The sequence below is a fragment of the Pseudomonas gebzensis genome (genome assembly GCF_034427815.1).
Classification (GTDB): domain Bacteria; phylum Pseudomonadota; class Gammaproteobacteria; order Pseudomonadales; family Pseudomonadaceae; genus Aquipseudomonas.
The window spans coordinates 1-1,361 of sequence record NZ_JAXQNS010000027.1; the positions used below are offsets into that span (position 1 = coordinate 1).

Annotated in this window: 1 protein-coding gene; it reads right to left on the minus strand. The window is 55.8% G+C overall.

Annotation, left to right across the window (positions count from 1 at the left end; translation table 11 throughout):
- Positions 1-61 precede the first annotated feature (61 nt).
- Positions 62-1,309 carry an IS256 family transposase gene (locus tag SJI00_RS22305; protein WP_322463847.1) on the minus strand — a complete coding sequence of 416 codons (1,248 nt, stop codon included), beginning with the start codon at positions 1,307-1,309 and terminating at the stop codon, positions 62-64.
- Positions 1,310-1,361 lie beyond the last annotated feature (52 nt).

Sequence of the window (1,361 nt, forward strand, 5' to 3'; positions counted from 1 at the left end):
GAGACTGTCAGATTTTTTGTGTTCGAGCCGATAACGGCCTGCCGCCAGGCAGGCCGTGCTTTTACCAGGTCGGCCTGATAAATCGATCTCCGTATAGAATCGCAAATTGATTCATTGCGCTCTTCCAATCATGTGCCGCTGAGCCCCAGTTTGCCGTGATGTTGCGCAGCCCAAGCCAGATCAGCTTGGTCGCCGCATCATCGGTCGGGAAGTGACCACGAGTCTTAATGACCTTGCGTAGCTGAGCGTTGATGCTCTCAATGGCGTTGGTCGTGTAGATCACTTTTCGGATGGCTGGTGGGAAGACAAAGAACGGAATCACTCGATCCCAGGCGCGTCTCCAGGCAGCTACCACCGTTGGGTACTGCTTGCCCCAAGGGCCGTTTTCAAAGTCGTCCAGCGCCTGCTCAGCCGCCTCGGCGTTGATGGCCTGATAGATCGGTTTCAGCGCCTTGGCCAGTTCGCGGCGCTTATCCCAAGCCGCATAATCTAGGCTGTTGCGGATCAGATGGACGATGCAGGTCTGCAGCGTCGTAGCCGGAAATACCGCGCCAAGGGCCTCTGGCATGCCCTTTAGACCATCGGTCACGGCAATCAGTACATCCTCCACGCCGCGCGTTTTGAGGTCGTTGAACACCTTCATCCAGAACTTCGCACCCTCGGTATTTTCGATCCAGATGCCGAGAATATCGCGCGTTCCGTCAGGCAAGACCCCCAATGCCAGGTAGATTGCCTTATTGCGGACAAGGCCTTCTTCTCGGATTTTGACTCGCAATGCGTCGAAGAAGATGACCGGATACATCGGCTCAAGCGGTCGCTGTTGCCAGGCACCAATTTCGTCCATCACCTCGTTGGTGACTGAACTGATGAAGTCATGCGAAACGTCTGTCCCATACTGCTCAGAGAGGAAGGCGCGGATCTCTCTGACGGTCATGCCTCGGGCATACATGGCGATGATCTTGTCATCGAAACCGGTATAACGTCGCTCATGCTTGGGAATCAGAATGGGCGCAAAACTACCGTCTCGATCGCGGGGGATTTCCAGACGAAGCGGGCCATCCCCGGTCAAAACCGTCTTGCCACTCTTGCCGTTACGCTGATTGGTTTCATCCTCTGGGCGCTGCGCGCCCGGCGGATAGCCCAAGTGATGGCCCAGCTCGGCGCTCAAGGCCCGCTCGATCAGGGCCCTCTTGAAAGCCGCAGAGGCATCTTCGATAGCTTCTGCAGTCATCAGACCCTCACCGAACTGCTCCAGCAGCTCTTTGGGAATTTTGGGCAGGTCACGCAGGGGTTTCTTTTTGGTTGGCATACATGCACCTCTTACTCATGTTATGCCCGAACACAAAATTTCTGACACCCCC

Excerpts from the sequence above, each read along its gene's own strand:
- SJI00_RS22305 (WP_322463847.1), bottom strand. The coding sequence starts at position 1,309 with ATGCCAACCAAAAAGAAACCCCTGCGTGACCTGCCCAAAATTCCCAAA.